Source organism: Methylosinus trichosporium OB3b, assembly GCF_002752655.1.
GTDB classification, from domain to species: domain Bacteria; phylum Pseudomonadota; class Alphaproteobacteria; order Rhizobiales; family Beijerinckiaceae; genus Methylosinus; species Methylosinus trichosporium.
Genome location: NZ_CP023737.1, coordinates 838,142 through 855,905 on the forward strand (window position 1 = coordinate 838,142; position 17,764 = coordinate 855,905).

Sequence of the window (17,764 nt, forward strand, 5' to 3'; positions counted from 1 at the left end):
GGCCGCCCGGCGCGGCGCGGGCGCGCTCGCCCGCGAAAAAAACGTCACGGATAGAGCGACCAGGGCAGCTGGAAATGCGGACCGTCCTTGAAGGTCCGCCAATCGCCGCCCCACTCGACCGTCACATGTTCGGAAAGAGCCGCCGCCTTCATCGCGCGGGCGATCGGATAGATCTGCGGCCACAGCCATTGCGGCCGTCCGTCGACGATGGGGACGAGATCGACAGCATGGGCGACGAGTCCGTGCCTGGCGTCCTTCGTCGGCACATGCCGGCAGCGGAACGGATTTTTCAGCGCCGTCTTGCCGCGCGCGATCAGCGAGCGCTCTCGTTCCAGCGAGCGCACGCCCTCGAAGACCACGAACTTCTGCTCGCACAGCGTCGCCGCGCGCCGCACGACTCGCACGAGATCGGGATGAACGCCGACGAGCTTCGCCTCGGAGGCGCTCTCGAGGGCAAAGCCGCGCGAAGGTCTCGCAGCGACGAGTTCGGCTTCCGACATGAGATTTCCTTTCTCCTCGCAAAAGACACGACGAAGCGCGCGCCGCGGCGAGACGCGGCGCGTGAAAGAAGCCAGCGAAAAGGATGGATCAGAGCGTCTGCGCGTCCGGCCAGCCACTCGCGATGTCGATCGCCGCCAGCGCATCGAGATCGGCGGCCGCGGCGATGTCCTGCACGAGCGCCGCCTCGCGATCGAAGCACGCCTGCACATGGGCGCGCACGCCCTGCGCCGCGGCGATCAGCGCTGCATGATCGAGAGACGCGAAGGAGCCGTCGGACAATTTCCAGCGCACCGCATATTCATTGTCGAGCACTGAGGCGACGACGACCGCGGTCAATTTCGCCTGCGACTCCACATCGGTGGAAAAGCCCATGCCGCCGATCACGACGCCGCTCGTCTCGGCCCGCCGCCGCCGCTCCGCGAGCGCTGCGAGCGAGCGCGCCTTTCTGTCGGCGAGCTGCGGCGCTTCGGCGACACGCCGCTCCTCCTCGGTCGCAAACAGAGAGGATTGCGGCCACCATCCCTCGCCGCCCTCCGCATAGGCGACGCGGCAAGTCGGCTCGTCCACGCTCGCCTCCGCGATCTCGACGATCGTCGCGGTCCCGGATGACCCCGCGAGAAACACCTGCGCGCCCAATTCACGAGTCGCCATATCATCACCTGTAGACAGAGCTGAAAGCCGATTTCGACGTCATCGCGCGATTGCCTGAACCGGTGGTGGCGATGGCGCAAAACAACCCGAGCTCCGGCGACCAGCAGAGGGAGAGCCATTGATTGTCCGCGGCGCTCGTCCGGAGCGTCCAGGCGACGCCGTCCGGCGACGTCATCACGCGATTGCCGCTTCCGTCGGTCGCGACGGCGCAGAAGAGGCCGAGCTCCGGCGACCAGCAGACGCCTCGCCAACTGTTGTCCGCGGCGCTCGCGCGAATGGTCCAGCTCACCCCATCGGCGCTGGTCATCACGCGATTGCCGGCGCCACTGTTGGCAATTGCGCAGAAGAGCCCGACCTCTGGAGACCAGCACACCGAAAACCACTGATTGTCCGCGGCGCTGGCGCGCGCGGTCCAGATGATTCCGTTCGGCGAGGTCATGACCCGGTTGCCGCTTCCGTCGGTCGCGACGGCGCAGAACAGTCCAAGCTCCGGCGACCAGCAGACGCATCGCCAGCTGTTGTCCGCGGCGCTCGATCGGAGAGTCCAGCTCACTCCGTCGGCGCTGGTCATCACCCGATTGCCGCTTCCACTCGACGCGACCGCGCAGAAGAGCCCGAGCTCCGGCGACCAGCACACCGAAAGCCATTGATTGTCGGCCGCGCTCGCGCGGATCGTCCAGCTTGCTCCATCCGGCGAGGACATCACTCGATTGCCGGTTCCGTCCGAGGCGACCGCGCAAAAGAGTCCGAGCTCCGGCGACCAGCAGACGCTTCGCCAGCTGTTGTCCGCGGCGCTCGATCGGACGGCCCAGCTCACTCCATCGGCGCTGGTCATCACCCGATTGCCGCTTCCATTCGTCGCGATCGCGCAGAAGAGCCCGAGCTCCGGCGACCAGCAGACGAAATACCACTGATTATCCGCTGCGCTCGTCGAGGCGAGCCAGGCGTTGCCGGTCACCCAGCTTCTCTGCGTCGCATTCGCCCGCGTCAACAGCGCCGCGTTGCGACGATGGCACAGCGCCAGCTCGACCGCGCGCGGGCGTCGCTCGAACGGCGTCGCATAAATCCCGGGCTCGAGCTGTGGACGCAGCACGGTCCCGGTCGAGAACTCGACCGCCGTCGGCGCGCCCGCGGCCAAGCCCGTGACCACGAGACCCGTGGCGGGCGCATTGGCGAAGGCGCCCGACGGGCTCGTCTGCCACACGCGCGCCTGTGCGGTTCCGGCATGGGAGAGGACATAGGCGCCGCCTTCGATCAACGCCGCGTCGATCGGCAGCACGATCGAGCCAGCCGAGATCGTCAACATCACATCGACGCCGGAGCGCGACCACGAATAGGTCGCGCCCGAAGCGCCGGCGCGCAGCCCGTCATGGCCGGGCGCGCCGGCGGCGAGCGTCGCCGTCGCGGGAATACGCCAATTGTTGATCTCGAAACGCGCATTGCGCAGCCGGTTGCGAAAGCCGGCGGGCGCGCCATCGCCGGCGCCGCTCGGAAAAGCGATCCGGCCCGAGGTCCTGTCGATCTCGAGCCCGGTCTTCCACGACGCGCCGTCCGCCGACACTTTCACGCGCAGATCGTCGGAGCCGATGAGTCCGATCTCCGCCCGTGCCGAAAAACCCGTCTGGAAGAGATGCGAGACTGTCGACGCCGCCGCTTCTTTCTCGAAGGCGACGCGCAAATCGCCCGATCCGCCCGCCGCCGTCGTCTTCGCGGCGAAAAGCGCGGCGTTGGACGTCACCGCGAGGCGATTGACCGCATCCGCTGTAGCGCCGACGCCGAGCAGGCTGACATTCTGCACCGGTCCGAGCGCCGAGCCGAGCTCGACCCAAGCCGATCCGTCGAAGACGACGGACAATCCCTCGCCGTCGATATGAGCGAGCCAACCAGCGCGCGGCGTAAAGAAACTCCAACCGCCGGCGAGCCAGGCGGCGACCATGCCGCTCTTCCCCGCAAAGGCGCCTGACGCGCTGGCGCCGACGATATAGCGATCGCCCTCCGCGGGAGAAGCCGGCGGGGCGGCGGCGGCGCGCGCGATCACCGAGAGCTGCGTCAGCACGTCGAGAATTTGCAGCGCTTCATTATGCGTCACATGCTTTTGCGCCTGCGCCGCGTCGATATAGGGCAAAGCGAGATGGGTCGTCTGCGTCATGAGAGGTCACTCGATGTCGAGAACCGCCGCGAGCGGGAAACCGCGTCCCACACGCGCGCTGATCTGAAAAATTTGGCAGTCCAGGCTCGTCTGCGGCGCGCCGAAATCCGCGATCTCGGCGCTCGCCGAATAAAGAAGCGCCGTCGTCGTCCCGGCGAGCGTGCGCACGCCCCCGCCCGACAGAGCGATGTCCATCTCATAGGCTTCGCTCGCCTCCCCGAGCGGAATGTCCACCGCCTCCCAAGCGTCGGCGTCGAGGCGCCCGCGCCTCATGAACGAAATCGTCACGCCTGCTTCCCCGCGCCGCGCGCGCGCATGCGTCGGCGCGTAGGGCTGCAGGGCCTTGCGCGTCGCCGCAACGCTCGCTTCGACAAAGGTCGGATCGCCGAGATCACGTCCCACCGGCCCGATCCGATAGATGCGCGACGCACCGATTTCGGCGATATCGCTCGCGAGCGAAACGACCGCATCGTCGAGCAGCACGACCATCGCGCCCGCCGCCACGCTACGCGCCGCCAGCGCATCCTCGCCGCCGATCCCCCGCAGCAGATGCGAGAGCCGATAGGTTCTCTCCGCGACGAGCTCGGCGCTCGTGAAGGCGAACACCTCCCATGCGCCATCGGCGCCGCGGATCGCCATCGCCGAGCGCAGAGCGAAAGCGCTCGCATCGCTCACCGAAGCGAGCGCGCCGGAAAACAATCGCACAGTGACGCCCGCCCCGCGATCGAAGCGCCCTGTTGGCCCCGGCGCGAGCGCGTCCAGCGTCACGCCGATCGTCGCGCGCTTCTCGATAACGCCCACGCTCTCGAAGGAGCCGCCGACCTTGCGCAGCACGGCGAGCGCGCCGGGCCATGGATCGGCGAACGCCGCGACATGAGAGAGCGGCGACGTCTCCGCCCGCGCCAGCGCGAGATCGAGCACGACGACCAGAGGCGGCCCGATCGAAGCCGGCGGCGTCAGCGCCGGCCGCGCAACCGCGCGCGCCGCGAGATCATAGACGCTAGGCTCGACGGCGCGCGCCTCGATCGCCCGTTCCGCGCCATCGGTGACGCGCGTGATCTGGAACAGCCGACCCGGCGCCGCAGCGAGCGCGACGACATCACCCGGCTCGAGCGCGACGAGCCCGGGCCGCACCGCGAAGCTCGCCGTCTCACGGCTGGCCCAGAGGCTTTCGAGCCAGGAGTCGGCGAGCCGCTGCGCATTGGACCTTCCCATCATCACCGCCGCCTGCGTCTCGCTGCGCCGCGACGAATAGCCCTCGAGCCGCCGCGACAGCACGCATCCAGTGCGATAGTCGAACTCCGAATCGCAAAACGACAATGCGATCTCATGCGGCAGCTCGCTCTCCTGAGCGCGCCGCAGATCGATCAGACGTCCATCCTTCTGCGCGACGAGATCATCGGCGCCGATCTCACGCGCAGGCGTTCCCGCCCGCGCGACGAAGCGCATCGCTCCCGCCGAGACGACCGCATCAAAACCGAAGAGATCCGCCAATGGCTCGATCGCGTCGCGCGGCGACATCGTCGCGTCGAGCACATAGCCGTCGAGAAAGCCGTGGATCGCCGGACACGCCGTCACGATCTCCGTCTCCGCCCCCGCCAAGGCGCCCACCAATCGATCGAGCGGCACGCCGTCGAGACGCCCATTCAGCCAATGTCCCGTCTCCCAATTCGCCGCGTCGGCCCAAACGTCGCTGCACGCCGGAAACGCCGGAAATGGTCGCGCGTCCCAGCACCAGACATGCAGCCGCGACGCATCGACCATGCGCCCGCCATAGATCGGCGACAGCGGATTGCGCGCGTCGCCGCCCGGCGCCTCCGGATCATAATGCGTCAGCATCGCCTCGATGAAGCGCGCCTGCATCAGATCATCGCGTCCGCCGCGCGAGAAATAGGGAATGCCGCCCTCGGACGAATGCGTATCCGGAAACACATTCGGCGCATTGGCGCCGCGGTCGACGGCGGGACAACCTGTCTCAATGATCCAGATCGGCTTGCCGCGTGGCGTCCAGGCCGTCGGCGCCCCCAGCTCCACTCCGCCCATGCGCTCGACATGCGCATTGCTCCACCAGGACAAGAGATCCTTCTGGCGGAACATCCACGCCTTGCCGAGCTCATCGGTGATCGGCGTGCGCAGCTGCGCCTCGCGATCTTCTCCGCTCGCATAGAACCAATCGAAACCCTCGCCGGAGGAAACGCGAGCGCCGAGATAATTGACATCAAAGACGCTAGACGCGATCGAAGCATCGAGATGCTCGGCGCCATCGCGCCAATCCGACAAGGGCCAATAGACATCGACGCCGACGAAGTCGATCGCCGAGGACGCCCAAAGAGAATCCAGCGGAAAGCGCGCTTCCCCAGGAGCTGGAACATGAACGCCATATTCGGTCCAGTCCGCCGAATAGGAAATCTTCGTCGTCGTCCCGACGATCGCGCGCACATCCGCGGCGAGCGTCTGCAACGCCGCGACCGCCGGATAGGCTCCGCCAACCGAACGAACGCGCGTCAGCTCGACCAGCTCGGAGCCGATGAGAAAAGCGTCGACCCCGCCAGCCGCGACGCACAGATTCGCGTAATGGAGAATGAAGCTGCGATAATGCGCGAAGAACGCGTCGACCTGTGTCGCCGCCGCGCTGGTTCCATCGACCGTTCCACTGCGTCCCGGCGCCGGATCACAAGTGATGCGCCCCCGCCAGGGAAAGGCCGGCTGCGGCGCTGCGCCCGTATGGGGATCGACGAGCGCATTTTCCGCCGCCACATCCATCATCACGAACGGATAGAAAGTGACGAACAGCCCGCGCTCTCGCAGATCGGCGATAGCGGCGCGCACCGAAGCGTCGCTCGGCGTGCCGCCATAGGCCGCGCGTCCATCGATCAGCGACACCAGTCGCGCGCCCGCCCGATCCAATCCCGCGACCGACCAATCCGGCGGCCAGGAGCCGCCGACGATGTAATCGAACTCGCCGATCGTCTTGAACGTCGCATCGACGCGCGGCGTGATCGTGCACTCGCCGGCGCGCAGATCATCGCCGAACCAGGCGACGACGAGCGCGACGCTCTCGAGATTGGGACAGAGCGCCTGCAGGGCGTCCATCGACGCCGCCCAATCGGTCGACGCTGTCAGCTGATGACGATTTTCTGCGCTAGTCTCACCCGGCGTGAAGAAATCGAGCTGCAATGTCGGTTGATAGCCGGCCTCGGTGGCGCCGGGAATAATGTCGACGCCGCGGATCATCTCGCCGACGCCCGCGACCGGCTTCACCACCTCGAACGTCAGCTGCGGAATGCGATTGCCGAAGGCGGCGAGCGGCAATTGCTCGAACACCACATAGGCGAGCCCGCGATAGGCCGGCGCATGTTCCGCCCCCTCCTTGGCGACGATCAGCGGATCGGCGAGCTGCTCTTCGTCGCCTCTGTAGATCCGCATCGGCAGGCTCGTCATGTCGAGCTCATTGCCATCGGCGAACACCCGGCGCACGAAGGCGATCGGCCCTTCGCACAGGCCGATGGCGAAATTGGAGAAATAGGAATAGGTCACATCGACGGTCTCGACGCGCCCGCCGCCGCCCTTGCCGCTATTGCTCGAGCTGTCGACCGACGCGCTCGTCTGCTCGAGAAAGCGCGTCGCCCAAATCAGCTGACCGCCAATGCGCGCGCGACCATAGATTCGCGGAATCGCCGCGCCCTCGGTGGAAGCGATTCCATCCATGGATTTGAGTCGCGGACCGACCGCATAGCGGGTGACATTGGGCGTGAGCGCAGAGTCGACGAGCGCGCCCGCCACGGCGCCGGCCGCCGCGCCGGCGACATTGCCCAAGAGAGAGCCCACCGGCGCGACGAGAGCACCGACCGATTGCAGCAGCAGCGTCGCCATTTCATCCTCTCAGTCGCTCACGCCGGGAAAAGCAAAAGCCGCGACGACACGTCGCCGCCAGAGGCCGATCGGCGCCTCGGCCACACAGGCGCCGCCATGAGCGTGGACCATGTGCGCCGCGTCGGTCGCAATGCCGAGATGCTTGGCCGGCGCGCCGTCGCGAAAGCGAAACAACAGCACGTCGCCGGCGCAGAATGCACGCGCGTCCACGGCGATGAAATGCCGATGCGCAGCGAGCGCGAGTGTCTCCTCGCCCCTCGTCTCCGCCCAATCTGGCGTATAGGGCGGCGGCTCCTCCGGCTCGGGCCCGATAAGCGCGCGCCATACGCCGCGCACGAGGCCGAGGCAATCGCACCCCACATGAATGAGCGACGCCTGATGCCGATAGGGCGTGCCGACCCAGCGCCGCGCCTCGGCGACGATCGCCGCGCGCGACAGCGCCTCGGCGCTCATCGAAAAAGGCTCCCGCCATCCATCGCCGGCGCCGCGGAGCTCGGATAGCCGATCACGAGATCATTGCCCGGCATATGCGGGAAGCCGCGAAAATTGATAAGATTGTCGAATTTCATCCGGCACGTCTCGGCCCTCTTGTCGCAGCCGGCTACAATATCGAATGCATCCCCCGGTGAGATCGCAGCGGCGAGCGGCGACCACAGCGTCAGATGGACATGAGCGGCGCGGCGATGGGATTTGACCCTCGCGCGCGCGCCTGCATTGGCGCCGCTGGTGAAGGTCAAGCGCCCTCCCGTGAAAAACCCGTCGTCGAAATCCTGCGAGAGACTCGCTGTGACCGCGTCGCTCGCTGTGCCGAGCACGACGCCTGACGCGCGAAAAGCGGAAGCCGACAAATCGACCTTGCAGCGCGCATCGCCGAGATCGGCCGAGCAGCTTCGCTGAAACGAATCCCCGCGCGGCTGATCGAACAGATGAGCGAGCGAGCGAAGCTCAGCGGAAAAAGCGAATTCGCTGCGCGTCACCTCGCCGATCGTCGCCACGTCGATCAGTAGCCGGTCCTCCACCTCGCTCCAGTCGACGAGCCAAATCTCGACGCTGGCGCCGTCATAGAGTCCATTGAACAGATCCGCTTCGCTGAGCCCGTCCGACCGCAGCGCGCCGAGCGCCTCGCCGCTGCCGACGGAAAGGCCGAGGCTCGCCTCGGCCTGCGTCGCCGAGAGCCCGGAGTCGGCGCGATAGACGACGTCGCCGAAAGCGAGATCACGATCATGATCGGTGAAGCCCATCACCGTTCCATCCTTGCGCGCGAGGCGCCAGCAACTGCAGAATGTAGAGGCGGAACGGTCGAGCTTCGCCTGCATCGACGGTGAAACTGCGCGCATGAGCGGCTCCGAGCTTCAAAGGCTGATCTCGATGATCGGAATGCGCGGGATGTCTCCCGCCTCGAAAGAAGAGATGTCGATCTCGAGATAATCGGCGTCGAAGCGCACCGGCACGTCGAACAGGAATCCAGCGGTCACCGCCGCGCCGCTCGCAGGCAGCTCCGCAGGAACGAAAGTCACCACTCCCGTCGCGGCGTCGCAGCCAAAATGCGTGTCCTTGATCTTCTCGACGCCGGCGACGGCGATGCGCAAGCTCGCTTCGATAGGTTTGACGATGGTGCGCGAATAGGGCGCGAAGCTCGCGCCATAGCGCTTGACGAGCTGAAAGCTCGCCGTCGCGCCGTCGCCGACGCCGATCGTCTGATCCAACGGCGAGAGCGCCACGCCCGGCGCCGCCGAGGAATGATCGGCGCGATCACGCCAGCGAAACCCATAGAGGCGTCCGCGCCGCTCCTCGAAGAAGTCGATCACCGCAGCGAGCTGCGCCAGCGATTTGACGCCATAGCCCGCCTCATAGCGCCGCCGCGAATGCGCCCAGCGTGCGTTGCGCGCCTCGCGATTGGAGCCGAGCGCGACGATGTCGGTGCGCCGTTCCGGTCCGCCGCGGCCCTGCAACGACACGTCGAGCGGAAACAGCGCTTCATGAAAGCCGGCCAATGTCGCCTCCCCTACAGATTTCGTCGTCCCCGCGCCACCGCGCGCGCCAGCGCCGCGGTGATCTGCCCCTCAGAACGGCGAAAGCTATCGACATCCTGCGCGGCGATGTTCACCGTGACGGCGAGCGGCGTTTGCTCTCCCTGCATTTTCACGCCGAGCTGTCCGTCGGCCCCGCGCGCGAGCGGCATGATCGCCTCGGCGCCGCGCTCGCCCATCAGGCCCGCCGATCCATCGGCGCCGAAGAAGGTCGGACTGGCGACGACGCCGCCATCGGCGAAGAGTTGCAGCGAGCCGCTGCTCGAGCCGAAGGATTGCGACAACAGCGAGCCGAGCTCGCTCGTCGGCCCTTGCGTCAAGGACGCGGCGCCGGCCTTGGCGCCGAGCTTCGCCAAGGATTGCGCGATCGAGGCGAGCGTGGCGTCGAAGCTCTTTCTGGTGACGATCGCATTCGCGAATCCCGAGGACAAAGTCTTCGACGCGGACGCCGCCGCCGCATCGACTTCCTTCAACAGCTCCGCCGTCTTCTGTAGATCGGGCGAAGCATCCGCGAACAAATCTGATTGCGTCGTCATCTTCGTGCTCCGTCCGGAAAGGCGCGCATCAGCTCGTCGAAAGTTCGTCGCGACGGCGCGACGGCGCGTCGGCCATAGAGTCCATTGGCCGCCGCGGCGAGCTCACGCGGAGTCATCGACCAGAAGGCTGCCGGCGAGAGCCGCAGAACGCCGAAACCGAAGGCCATCGCTCGCTCCCAGGGAAAGGGCGGCGGCCTTTGCGTCTCGCGTCCTGCGGCTGCTAAGGGTTTGCCGCCTCGCCTTCGCCGAAGGTCGCGGCGATCAGCGCCGCCGCGATGCGCGCATATTCGGCGAGCCCGCCGTCGACCTTCATCCGTCCGACCTCCTCGTCGCTCGCCGCATGGCCGCCGCCACGCAGGCCGCAAGCGATGATGCGCAACAGATCGCGCGACGACAGCCGCCGCTGATCGAAGCGCTCGGCCAACGAGACGAGATCGCTCGCGCCGAACGCGCTCTCGAGCTCCGCCAATGCGCCGAGCGTCAGGCAGAGACAAAAGTTTTGGCCGTCGAGCGTCGCCTCGACCTCGCCCCGTCGCGCATTCGCCATGAGGCTCCTCATATCGCTGCGAAGGTGAGCGCGCCCGCCGATTCGAGCGCTATGTCGAAGGTGATTTCCGAGGCGTGCTCGCCGCGATAATCGAGGCTGATGATCTGGAACAAGCCCGAAATACTGCCAAAGGATGGAATGATAATCTGCCATGCGCGCAGCACGCCGTCGAAGAACAGCTGCCGGATCAGCGCATCCGATGTGGCGTCCTTGAAAATTCCGGTTCCGGCGAGGCTCGCGCGCTTGACGCCCGCGCCTTCCAGCAGCTCGCGCCAGCGCCCCGCCGACTCCGCGTCGGTGACGTCGACGCTGTCGGAGGCGAGCGATAAACGCCGCGTGCGCAGACCGGCGACGGTGAGGAAGGTCCCGCTCCCGTCATCGAGCTTCAGCAGCAGATCTTTTCCCTTCTGGGCGGACATTGCATGAGCTCCCGATTAGCCGAGCGTTTCGGTGGTGGCGCGAAAGCGCAGATCGGCGCGCGCGAAGCGGCCGCTCTGCTCGCGCCGCGTCGCGCTGGAGAGATGACGCAGATCGACGAGATGATGACCGTCGAGACTGAGCGGCGCCTCGTCGAGCAGCGCGACGATGCGCTCGGCGAGGTCGAGCGCCTGGCGCGCGCCGCGTTGCACGGAGATCACCGACAGAACGAAGAATTGCTCGGCGCCAGGCGACAGCGCGCTCGACCAGTCGCGCGTCTGCGTCTCCGCGAAGACCACATAGGGAGGCTCCGCCGCGCGCGGCGCCTCGTCGTAGAACTTTGCGCCGCCGAGCGCCCCGGTCAGCGCGGTATCGCTCGCGAGACGCGAGATGATCGCCTTGCGCAAGGCGACAGCCGGCGACACGCTCATATCCTCTCCTCACATTTCGATCTCCTCGCAGCGACACAGTAGAAATCGGCGTCGCCCATCGGGATCGTAGACAGAATGAATGAGCAACGTCCGTGCGCCGACGACGAGGCGCATGCGGCTCGTCACATCGGCGCGCCAACGAATGAGCGCGACGACCGTGATCGCCTGCTCCTCGCGCTCGGCGACGAAACGCGCTTCGCCGGCGGCCGGCGTCAGCTTCGCCCAGATTTGCGCGACCGACGCATAGCTGCGCGTCATCGAGCCGCTATCGTCCGCCGTGTCGATGGGCGCCTCGAGGGTCACGCGCTGCCGCAGCGCGCCGATCGATGTGACGCTCATGCGAGCCGCTCGCGCCGATAGGGGCGCGCAAGAGCGGCGACGAGCGTCGGCAGCCGCGTCGGCCCCTCCACTTCGTCGCCTCGGTTCTCATGCCAATGCGCGACCAGCGCGAGCATGGCGCGACGCAAGGGCTCGGGCGTATCGCTCGACGCTTCGCCATAGCCGGCGAATACGTCGATCTCGACGCCATCGCTCGAGCGGCTCGGAGTCGGCGGCGCCTCAGTGAACACGATGCGGCCGCGATCCTGCGCCGGCGCTGCGCGATAGATGCCTGATGCGAGCGTCGTCTCCACATCGGCTTCGTCGAAAACACGAATGGCGGAGACGCCGAGCATCGGCGAGAGCGGAACCGACAAGATGCGTCGGCGCATCGTCGCAGCGGGCCAGGCGTCGAAGCTCATGCGCCAGCTCTGCGTGACGAAGAAGCGCCGCGTATAGGCCTCGAGCGTCATCCGCGCCGAAACGATCAGCGCGGAAAGGAGCGGATCTTCGTCGCTCGCATCGAGGCGCAGCCAGGCTTTGGTCTCGGCGAGCGACACGGGCTCGACCTGCGGACCGGATAGAAGCGTGAGCATCATGTGAAACTCCCGAACGAAGCCATGCAAAAGGCCGCGCGAGCGCGCCCGCGCGGCCAGCGTGATCAGGAAACGCCGAACTTCATGAGCTTGATCGCCTCGAAATCCTGCACGCCGCCGCCGACGCGCTTCGTCGTGTAGAACAGAACATAGGGCTTGGCCGAATAGGGATCGCGCAGCACACGCACGCCGAGCCGGTCGACGACGATATAGCCGCGGACGAAATCGCCGAAGGCGACCGACAGGCTGTCGGCGCCGACATTGGGCATGTCCTCGGCTTCGACCACAGGGAAGTTGAGCAGCGTCGCCGACGCATCGAGGCTCGCCGGCGGCGCCCATAGATATTCGCCACTGGTCGATTTGAACTTGCGGATCGTCGATTGCGTCTGCCTGTTCATCACGAACTTGCCGTTCTGACGATAGCCGGCGCGCAGCGCATAGACGAGGTTGAACAATGCGTCGGAGGGATTGCTCGCCGCGAAGCCGCCCGAGACGCCGGTCGCGATATAGCCGATATTGCCCCAGTTCCAGCTCGCATCGGCGACAGTGGTGTAGGAGAGAAAGCCTTTGGGCCGATCCGTGCCCGAACCGCCGACGAAGGCCGCTCCTTCCTGTTCGGCGAATGCGGTCTGCACCTCTTCGGCGATCCATTGCTCGATGTCGACCGCGGCGTCGTCGAGCAGAGTCTGCGTCGCCGCCGGCATGGCGTAGATTTCCATCGCCGGAAACGTAAGGTCGACGATCTGTTGATTGGTCGTCTGCGGACGCGCCGCCGTTTCGGCGACCCAGCCGGTCGCCGGTCCCTGCGTCGCGCGCGCCTTGCGCAGCGAGGCGGTGGAAATCTCGCGCACGCTGGAGATGGCGCGGATCGGCGACAGCCGCGCGAGACGGCGCAGGATTTCCTGCTCCGCCGGCGTCGGCACGAGATAGCCGCCGTCGGGACCAGAGCCCGCCGACAGCGCTTTCGATTCGAGAGCCTTCAGCCCCGCGGATTCGCCGGCGCGCATATAGAGCGCGAAGGCCGATTTGTGCTCGCGCGCAGCGTCGTCCTCGCGCGGCGCGCCGGCGAGCCGCGGCCGCGCGAGATCGAGCGCGACGCGGTCGAGACGGCGCTTCGTTTCATCGATGGCGCGATCGATGCGCTGCAGCTTCTCCTCGGTCACCACATCGGCGCCGAGCCGCGTCTCCAGCTGCGCGAGCCGCTCCTCATTCGTGTCCTTGAAAGCGACAAAGGCGCGATTGAGATCGGCGAGCACGTCATCGCTGGCGGCGGATTTGAGTTCGAGAGACATGGACAACCTCTTTCTGGTGACGATTCATACGAGCCTCGAGGCTCGCGCGGATCAGCGCACGCGCAGCAGCGCGGCCTCGAAGCCGAGCGCGGCCTCGCGCATGCGCAGCTGCGCGAGCTTGCGACCGAAATCATCTGCGACTTGCGACGGCGTCGGCGCGCCGATGCGCGCCTGTGGCAACGCGGGAAAGGTCACGATCGAAATCTCGACGAGATCGACCTCGATGAGACGTCGGCCGCCTTGCCGTTCTTCGGTCGCGCGTAGCGTGCGGAAGCCGATCGACAGACCATCGAGCGCGCCGGCGCGGATCAGCGACAAAGCTTCGCGCGCGCGCGCAACGGCGCGGTCGAGACGGCCATTCACCTTCAGGCCGCGTGCATCCTCTTCGATGCTCGCCCAGACGCCTATCGGCTCCTCGGGACGATGCTGCCACAACATCTTCACGTTGGCGGCGCCGCGCCGGCGCAGGCTGGAGGCGAAAGCGCCGGGCGCGACGACGTCGCCGCAGGTGTCGCGAATGTCGAAGAGGCTCGCATAGCCTTCGAAGGCGCCGTCGGCGCCGACCGAAACGCGCAGTCCCGCGCGCTTGGTCTCGAGCGGCGCGAAGGCGAAGGCGCGCGCTTCGCGCGCCGCCTCCATCAGACTTTCTCCCGGATCGGCGCGCGCGGCGCCGCGCGCAGCCGCGCGAGCACGCGTATGAAAGTCTTGAACACGATCTCGGCGTCGACCCGCGGAGTCTTGCGCGCGGGACGGCGCTTGCCGAGGCGAGAAGGCAAGGCGACGAAGCTCATCATTCGCTCCCATGACGTCGGTTGAAACGTGCGAGCTCTCGCACGAAAGCGTCGAGCCGGCGCGTCGAGGCGCCGAGCTCGCGCAACGCGCGCAAGGAGAAGGCGGTGGCCGCGCTCGCCCAGAGGAACAGCGCGAGATGAGCGAGATCGCCTCGCTCGATGATTGAGGCGACGATCTCGTTCATGAGGGGCTTTCCACGGGGAAGACGGCGCGGCTGCGTGTGCGAACTGCGCTAGCTCTCGGGCTCGCCGCGTCCGCGCGCGCCCATCGGGCCATAGCCTGCCGCCTCGCGCTGCTCGTCCACGGTGAGGAAGGCGGCGGCGCCGATGCGGCTCCATTCCTGCGCGCGCTCTTGCGCCAGCGCGTCGATGCGGTCGGCGTTGTAATCGAGCCGGAACGGCGCGAAGCCGGGCTGCGTCCATGCGCAGAACGCTTTCTGCAAACGCTGCACGAGGGGAATCACCGTCTGGCGCCAGAAGGCGCGATTGGCCTCCTCGTAATTGCGATAAGTATTGTCGCCGGGAAGGCCGAGCAGCAGCGGCGGCACGCCGAAGGCGAGCGCGATCTCGCGAGCGGCGGCGGCTTTCGTCTCGGAAAAATCCATGTCCTTGGGCGACAGCGACAAGCTCTTCCAATCGAGTCCGCCCTCGAGCAAGAGTGGGCGCCCGGCATTGTCGGCGCCGGAAAAATTCTCTTCCAATTCCTGCTTCAATCGGTCGAATTGCGCATCGGTGAGATGTCCGCCATCCGGCCCCGCATAGACCAGCGCGCCGGAGGGCCGCGCGGAATTGTCGAGCAACGCCTTGTTCCAGAAGCTCGCGGCGTTATGCGTGTCGAGCGCCGTCTGCGCCGCGGCCAGCGGCGCGAAGCCGTAAGTGTCGTCGAGCGGGTGGAACAGCCGGATATGCAGGATCGGCTCGACGCCCTCATGGCGCATGTCGAAGCGCAGGCTCTCACCCGCTGCGGAATAGACATAGGCCGCAGGCCAGCCGTCGCGCCCGATGACGACGCTCATGCGATCGGGCCGCAGGCAATAGATTTCGCGCAGCAGTCCATCGACGAAGGCGCCTTCGACATAGGCGTTGCCATGCAGCAGAAGATTGGAGCACAGCGCCTCGATGAAGGAGACGCTGGTGTCGCTCGGATTGGGCCGCTCGATCAGCCTCAGCAACGGATGCTCGGGATTTTCCTCACGCCCTTCATAGAGCAGCCAGGGCACGGAGGCGCAGCTCTCGGCGATCATGCGCACGGCGCGATAGCAGACGGCGTTGCGCTCATAGCCGGCGCGCGTCAGCGCCACATTGCTGCGCGCGGTCCATTGCGGCGCGCCGAGCGAATGCAGCGCGAGCGTTGCGGCGCGCGAATTCTTCTGCTCGGGCGCGCGCGCGCCGAACAGGCGGGAGAGCAAGGAGGGCATGGGATGTCCGTTGGAAAAGGGGGATTTCGTGAGGGTGGACGAGTGAATTTCCCGACTGTCGCAAGCATGGGCGTTCCCTTCTCCCGCTCGGCGGGAGAAGGTGGCCCGGCGCAGCCGGGTCGGATGAGGGTCCGCGCCGATACGCCCGAAATGCAAAAGTGAAGCGTCGCAGAACCTGACGATCTGCAGGCGCCCTCATCCGACCCTCGCTGACGCGAGGGCCACCTTCTCCCACAAGCGGGAGAAGGAGCGCGCGTCGAGAGTCGACAACAGCGGCGCCGATGGAGCATTCACATCCGCCGCATCCGCGGCTCCGCGACGCGTGGGCTCAGCGCCAGCGCGGTGATCGCCCAGACCAGCGCGTCGAGCCGGTCGGGACTGCGGCCAGAGGAGAGTCCGTCGGGGCCGAAGTCGCACATTTCGTCCTCGAGCGCGGGAAAGGCGCCGACATGGCGCGCCCTGCCCTGCTCATAGAGCTGCGCCGCCGGCGCCGCGCGCAGATATTTTCCCCGCGTCGCGCGCGCCTCCTTCACCGGCACGCTCGGATCCGCCTCATGAATGACGGCGCGCACCATCTCGCCGCCCTGATTGACCTCGGCGACGAGCGCATCGGCGGAGAGCTTGTGATAGAGCGCGATCGCCGCGCGCGCCCATTGCGCCGGACGCGCCGCTTCGACCGTCGCATCCGCGAGCACATGAACGATATTCTGCGCAATGCCGACGGCGACGATGCCGCAGCGATCGGCGCGCTTGCCCGATGACGCCGGGGGATCGATGGCGACAACGATGCGCTCCAGCGGCGGCGGCGCCAAGATGCGCGCGCGCTCAAGCATGTCGCGCGTCCATAATGCGTCGGCGCGCTGCTCGACGATCTCGCCGTCGAGCTCCTGGCGTCCCAATCGCGTGCCGCCATATTGCGACAGCACCGTCTCGAGGAAGGACGGCGCGAGATTGGCGGCGTTGGCGCGGGTCTTGGCGCGCGTCACCGCGACGCCATTTTCGGTCAGCAGGCGTTTGATCAAAGGCATGGGGCGCGGCGTCGTGGTGACGAGCTGGCGCGGCCAGTCGCCGAGACGAAGCCCGAATTGAAGCATGTCCCAGGTCTCCTCGGCATAGCGCCATTTGGCCAGCTCGTCGCACCAGGCGGCGGCGAATTGCGGGCCGCGCAGGCTCTCCGGATCTTCGGCGGAAAACGCCTGCGCGACGACGCCATTGTCGAAGGTGAGACGGCGGCGCGAGGACTCCCATAGCGGCCGCTCGCTGCGCGAATGCGCAGCGAGAATGCCGGAGACGCCTTCGATCATCACATCGCGCACATCGGCCGCCGTCTCGCCGATCAGCGCGATCGGCGACAGCGGACGCGTCGCAAATTGCGGGCGGCCTCGAGCTATTCCCTTCACCCATTCGGCGCCGGCGCGCGTCTTGCCTGCGCCGCGTCCGCTGAGGATCATCCACACGCGCCAGGGGCGCCCGTCCGGCGCCAGCAGAGGCGGCCATTGATCCGCGCGTGCGCAAAACTCCCAGTCGGCGAGCAGCAGCGCGAGCTCGCGCGCGGAGAAGCCGGCGATGAGCTCATGCAGTCTCCCCGCAGCCGCCGAGGCGCTCGAGGCGGCGAGCAAGCTCCTCTCGGAGCTCGGCCAATTGGCGGGGAGGCTCGTCGTCGATCGCTTCGGCGCCATTGCGCTCCTCCTCTTCGCCGCGCGACGCGTCGCTGCTCATGCGCTTCAATTCGGCGAGGCTGCGCACGAGGCTCGCGAGCACGCGCGCGCTCTGCTCGATGCTCTTCGTCCCGCCGCTTTCGAGCGCCGTCTCGGCCCTTGCGAACTCGCGCTCCACCGCATCCTCGAGCCGCGCGATGAGGCTCTTCGAGGGTCTTTTTTTCGCGTGCTCGCCGGCTTTGGGCGCTTCGGCGCGCTTGATCGGCGAGGCGCGCATCGGCCAGCCATGCTCGATGCGAAAGGCGTGGAATTTACGCTCGCTCATTCCGAGCATCTCACGCAGCTTGCCGAGAGGCTCGACGCCGGCGTCATAGAGAAGCTTTGCTTTGTCGATGTCCGCGCGCGAAGGCGCGGCGCTGCTGCGCGCCATGCGATCTCCGTTCGAATCGAGGACGACCGACCGCTCGCAAAATAGGGCGCTCCCTTCTCCCGCAGGGCGGGAGAAGGGAGCCACGCGTAGCGGGGTCGGATGAGGGCTCTGAAAGCAAGGCGCGAT

21 protein-coding genes are annotated in these 17,764 nt (G+C 67.0%); all 21 read right to left on the reverse strand.

Annotated features, from left to right (window positions below; all coding sequences use genetic code 11):
* Positions 1-44: 44 nt before the first annotated feature.
* The 21 genes from CQW49_RS03990 to CQW49_RS04085 all read right to left on the reverse strand — a co-directional run bounded on the left by CQW49_RS03990 (position 45) and on the right by CQW49_RS04085 (position 17,638).
* Positions 45-500, reverse strand: a complete 456-nt coding sequence (locus CQW49_RS03990; RefSeq protein ID WP_003610398.1) for a M15 family metallopeptidase — start codon at positions 498-500, stop codon at positions 45-47.
* Positions 501-588: 88 nt separating this feature from the next.
* Positions 589-1,152, reverse strand: a complete 564-nt coding sequence (locus CQW49_RS03995) for a DUF4376 domain-containing protein (RefSeq protein ID WP_003610397.1) — start codon at positions 1,150-1,152, stop codon at positions 589-591.
* A 4-nt stretch (positions 1,153-1,156) separates the two neighbouring features.
* Positions 1,157-3,301, reverse strand: coding sequence for a DUF2793 domain-containing protein (locus tag CQW49_RS04000; protein ID WP_003610396.1), 2,145 nt, complete (start codon positions 3,299-3,301; stop codon positions 1,157-1,159).
* 6 nt (positions 3,302-3,307) lie between these two features.
* The gene (locus CQW49_RS04005) at positions 3,308-7,174 is read right to left on the reverse strand and encodes a baseplate multidomain protein megatron (RefSeq protein ID WP_003610394.1); all 3,867 of its coding nucleotides are present in this window, start codon (positions 7,172-7,174) and stop codon (positions 3,308-3,310) included.
* A gap of 9 nt (positions 7,175-7,183) precedes the next feature.
* A complete protein-coding gene (locus tag CQW49_RS04010) occupies positions 7,184-7,627 on the reverse strand; it encodes an NlpC/P60 family protein (RefSeq protein WP_003610392.1) in 444 nt (147 codons plus the stop codon).
* Positions 7,624-8,511, reverse strand: a complete 888-nt coding sequence (locus CQW49_RS04015) for a DUF2163 domain-containing protein (protein ID WP_003610389.1) — start codon at positions 8,509-8,511, stop codon at positions 7,624-7,626. The genes CQW49_RS04010 and CQW49_RS04015 overlap by 4 nt, the downstream gene beginning before the upstream one ends.
* 15 nt (positions 8,512-8,526) lie before the next feature.
* Positions 8,527-9,168: a DUF2460 domain-containing protein gene (locus CQW49_RS04020; RefSeq protein WP_003610387.1), complete on the reverse strand. Its 642-nt coding sequence runs from the start codon at positions 9,166-9,168 to the stop codon at positions 8,527-8,529.
* Between the two features lie 11 nt (positions 9,169-9,179).
* A complete protein-coding gene (locus tag CQW49_RS04025; RefSeq protein WP_003610381.1) occupies positions 9,180-9,740 on the reverse strand; it encodes a phage tail tape measure protein in 561 nt (186 codons plus the stop codon).
* Positions 9,737-9,907 (reverse strand): phage tail assembly chaperone, encoded by a 171-nt coding sequence (locus CQW49_RS26280; protein ID WP_003610380.1) that lies wholly within the window; start codon positions 9,905-9,907, stop codon positions 9,737-9,739. The genes CQW49_RS04025 and CQW49_RS26280 overlap by 4 nt, the downstream gene beginning before the upstream one ends.
* Positions 9,908-9,960: 53 nt before the next feature.
* Positions 9,961-10,287, reverse strand: coding sequence for a gene transfer agent family protein (locus CQW49_RS04035; RefSeq protein WP_003610378.1), 327 nt, complete (start codon positions 10,285-10,287; stop codon positions 9,961-9,963).
* Positions 10,288-10,295: 8 nt separating this feature from the next.
* Entirely contained in the window at positions 10,296-10,706 is a 411-nt protein-coding gene (locus CQW49_RS04040) for a phage major tail protein, TP901-1 family (protein WP_003610376.1), read from the reverse strand.
* A 15-nt stretch (positions 10,707-10,721) separates the two neighbouring features.
* A complete protein-coding gene (locus tag CQW49_RS04045) occupies positions 10,722-11,135 on the reverse strand; it encodes a DUF3168 domain-containing protein (protein ID WP_003610375.1) in 414 nt (137 codons plus the stop codon).
* 9 nt (positions 11,136-11,144) lie between these two features.
* A complete protein-coding gene (locus tag CQW49_RS04050; protein WP_003610373.1) occupies positions 11,145-11,474 on the reverse strand; it encodes a phage head closure protein in 330 nt (109 codons plus the stop codon).
* Complete coding sequence (locus tag CQW49_RS04055) at positions 11,471-12,052, reverse strand: head-tail connector protein (RefSeq protein ID WP_003610371.1); 582 nt, start codon at positions 12,050-12,052, stop codon at positions 11,471-11,473. The genes CQW49_RS04050 and CQW49_RS04055 overlap by 4 nt, the downstream gene beginning before the upstream one ends.
* Positions 12,053-12,114: 62 nt before the next feature.
* Positions 12,115-13,341, reverse strand: a complete 1,227-nt coding sequence (locus tag CQW49_RS04060; RefSeq protein ID WP_003610369.1) for a phage major capsid protein — start codon at positions 13,339-13,341, stop codon at positions 12,115-12,117.
* 51 nt (positions 13,342-13,392) lie between these two features.
* Positions 13,393-13,980 (reverse strand): HK97 family phage prohead protease, encoded by a 588-nt coding sequence (locus CQW49_RS04065; RefSeq protein WP_003610367.1) that lies wholly within the window; start codon positions 13,978-13,980, stop codon positions 13,393-13,395.
* Positions 13,980-14,135 (reverse strand): hypothetical protein, encoded by a 156-nt coding sequence (locus CQW49_RS24335; protein WP_155931322.1) that lies wholly within the window; start codon positions 14,133-14,135, stop codon positions 13,980-13,982. Before CQW49_RS24335 ends, CQW49_RS04065 begins: the two co-directional genes overlap by 1 nt.
* Positions 14,132-14,317 (reverse strand): hypothetical protein, encoded by a 186-nt coding sequence (locus tag CQW49_RS04070; RefSeq protein WP_003610363.1) that lies wholly within the window; start codon positions 14,315-14,317, stop codon positions 14,132-14,134. The genes CQW49_RS24335 and CQW49_RS04070 overlap by 4 nt, the downstream gene beginning before the upstream one ends.
* Positions 14,318-14,365: 48 nt before the next feature.
* Positions 14,366-15,550 (reverse strand): phage portal protein, encoded by a 1,185-nt coding sequence (locus tag CQW49_RS04075; RefSeq protein WP_003610361.1) that lies wholly within the window; start codon positions 15,548-15,550, stop codon positions 14,366-14,368.
* 290 nt (positions 15,551-15,840) lie between these two features.
* Entirely contained in the window at positions 15,841-17,169 is a 1,329-nt protein-coding gene (locus CQW49_RS04080; RefSeq protein ID WP_003610359.1) for a DNA-packaging protein, read from the reverse strand.
* Positions 17,123-17,638, reverse strand: coding sequence for a hypothetical protein (locus CQW49_RS04085; protein ID WP_003610356.1), 516 nt, complete (start codon positions 17,636-17,638; stop codon positions 17,123-17,125). Before CQW49_RS04085 ends, CQW49_RS04080 begins: the two co-directional genes overlap by 47 nt.
* Positions 17,639-17,764 lie beyond the last annotated feature (126 nt).